2 protein-coding genes and 1 pseudogene are annotated in these 2366 nt (G+C 59.5%); all 3 read right to left on the bottom strand.

Going from position 1 to position 2366, the window contains the following annotated elements:
- Positions 1–385: pseudogene (locus Q0F21_RS07300) on the bottom strand (DUF4876 domain-containing protein); the annotation flags it as partial.
- A 32-nt stretch (positions 386–417) separates the two neighbouring features.
- Entirely contained in the window at positions 418–1944 is a 1527-nt protein-coding gene (locus Q0F21_RS07295) for a DUF6850 family outer membrane beta-barrel protein (RefSeq protein ID WP_297238715.1), read from the bottom strand.
- Positions 1941–2309 carry a hypothetical protein gene (locus Q0F21_RS07290; protein WP_297238714.1) on the bottom strand — a complete coding sequence of 123 codons (369 nt, stop codon included), beginning with the start codon at positions 2307–2309 and terminating at the stop codon, positions 1941–1943. Before Q0F21_RS07290 ends, Q0F21_RS07295 begins: the two co-directional genes overlap by 4 nt.
- Positions 2310–2366: the final 57 nt, after the last annotated feature.

Genomic DNA, 2366 nt, shown 5'->3' with positions numbered 1-2366 from the left:
CCGTATACTGAGGGATAAGGGTGAAGGTGCTCTTCTCGCCCTTCACGACGATGCTCTCCTCCATAGAGACGGTCGTCCGGACCTTGCCGAGGCGATCGGACTGATAGGCGAGGCCCGCTGTGAAGGAGACCTGGTACTTGCCCTCGAGGAGCTTCTGCCGGAAGGTGGCGGACTCAGGCCTGAGGGCGATCTCTTTGCCGTCCTGGCTACCCTTGATCGTCACTTGGAGGTCGCTGTAGGTAGCGTCCTTGAGACCGACAGGTGCCTCTATGGTGAAGGCACACTCGCTCTCAATGGCGGGTTTACGGTTCTCCTCAGGCTTACAGCCTACGAGGAGGACGGAGAGGAGGGCGACGAGGGCCCAGAGGTGATGAAGTTGTTTCATGATCATTTTATACTTGAGATTACAAAATGGGTCTATAGGGTTAGCTGGATCTCTACCAGCAGGGAGTGACGGAGCGAGGAGGGGAAGTGGTCGAGCCGATAGCGACCGCCCACCTCGAGTCCCCAAGAGGGCTTGAGCGGCATAGGGAGGTGGTACCTGGGTGCGATGCTGAGGCTGAGACACCTCGCTGTAGCGGACCGATAGCTCTGCCGGAGATGAGCCGTCACCGACTCCTCCATCTCTGCCATGGGAAGCGTGAGTAGACCGACAGCCTCGGGGGCATAGCCCACCTCAAGGGAGAGAAGGCCGTAGCTCCGCTCACAGCGATGGGAGACCTCTCCATAGAGGACCGCACGCCAACGGTCGAGACGAAGCTCCTTCTCCGGCTCGAGTACCCTCGTCCGGAGATGAAGATAGGCCACCTCGGGCCGTACAAGCCAGTGCCAGCCCGGATATCGATAGGCAGCATCGCCGAGAGAGAAAGAGAGCTTTCCCTCCACGGTGCCGCAGTGAAAATTGGCATTGTACCCCACGACGGGATAGGTCCCAGCCTTAGGTTCGCCTACGATATGCTCTACTCCGGAGCGGCTCTCGACACTTGCCTCGAGATCGAGTGCACCCATGAGTGTCCCCACCCGGTGCTGGTAGCCGATACATAGCTTCCCCTGATGATCGGCATAGTGATGGATCGGCACTTCATTCATATCACTCACCGCCTGCTCCAGGTGTCTATACCGGTAGCCAAGAAGAGCTCGCACGCCCTCGTCGGCGCTCCGGGGCAGGAGGTGGAGTGCAGCCCCGAGCGACCGACCACGATAGTGGAGAGAGGGCTCATTGGTATCAAACCTCCGGAAGCTGCCCCCGAGACCACTCATCAACCGCTGGAGACTGCCTCCGATAGGGCTATAGATCGCCACCCCACTCCGCTGCTTGTAGAGCCCATAGTCGAGAGAGAGTCCCACTTCGTAGGAAGCGACCGGGAGAGAAATCCCGGTGGAGAGGCGTAGATCTGAGACGATACTCCGAGGTCTCGGATCCACCGCGCGGTACTCCTGCTGAGAGCGGTAGTACATCTCCCCCGCTAGTCGGATCCGGTAGAGCTGATGGCTGTAGCCTCCACCGAAGGTATACCTCTCCAGCGACAGGTCTCCGCCCTTCTCGTCAGCCATGATGTAGGGGTAGAGCCGATCGTAGTCAGAGGTACTGCGCCACTTCACCTCTTTCACACGCCCATTGGCATAGTCGGCATAGCCCCAGAGGTGCTCCCTTGTCGACGGGAGGAGATAGGTCATCGCCCGGAGCCGCACAATGCTCTCGCCCCGTCCTCGTTCATCATAGAGCGTCTCTGTCTCGGTACGCCCTTCGTATCGAGCAGCAAAGGAGGAGAGGGAATTGCGGTACTGCCTATGATGGAGTGCCACCTGATCAGTGTAGCGGAGCCACAGCTGTTGCCAGGCGATCGTGCGCTCGTAGGATCGGGCGGCCACGCTAAGCGTATCCGCAGCGTGTGCATTCATCACGACCGTTAGGACGAGGGGAAGAAGGAGAAGGCGTCTCATAGCATCCGGAGCATTTTGATCCTACAGGTCTCCTCCTTGTCCAGAAAGAGCCGCTCAGTAGCCGACCCTCTGATCCAGACCGTCTCGCCGCTCTCCAGGAGGAGCGTCCCCTCCACCCGGACATCGTAGAGTCCGCGGTAGAGCTCGTCCGTATGGGTAGAGGTGGTGACGGAGTTGCGGGTGGTGGTACGGCGGGTATTGAGATTTTCCCACTCGATCTTATAACTCCGGCGGACCACGGGAGAGGGGGCGCTGTAGTCCAGCTGGAGCGTCACGTGGCTCATCACGTCGGGACGCTCCGGCTGGTGGCAGGCGGACAGCCCCACGAGGAGCAGGAGTACGATTAGAGTCTGAATCTTTGTCATAGAGTGATCATCATTTCCATACCGAAGTAGGGGGTCTGATTGCGCCGGATCACGAAG

It is taken from the genome of uncultured Porphyromonas sp. (assembly GCF_934359325.1).
Lineage (GTDB): Bacteria > Bacteroidota > Bacteroidia > Bacteroidales > Porphyromonadaceae > Porphyromonas_A.
This window is presented reverse-complemented; position numbering and strand designations above follow the sequence as displayed.

Coding starts and splice junctions, on each gene's coding strand:
- Q0F21_RS07295 (WP_297238715.1), bottom strand. CDS start 1,944: ATGAGACGCCTTCTCCTTCTTCCCCTCGTCCTAACGGTCGTGATGAAT.
- Q0F21_RS07290 (WP_297238714.1), bottom strand. CDS start 2,309: ATGACAAAGATTCAGACTCTAATCGTACTCCTGCTCCTCGTGGGGCTG.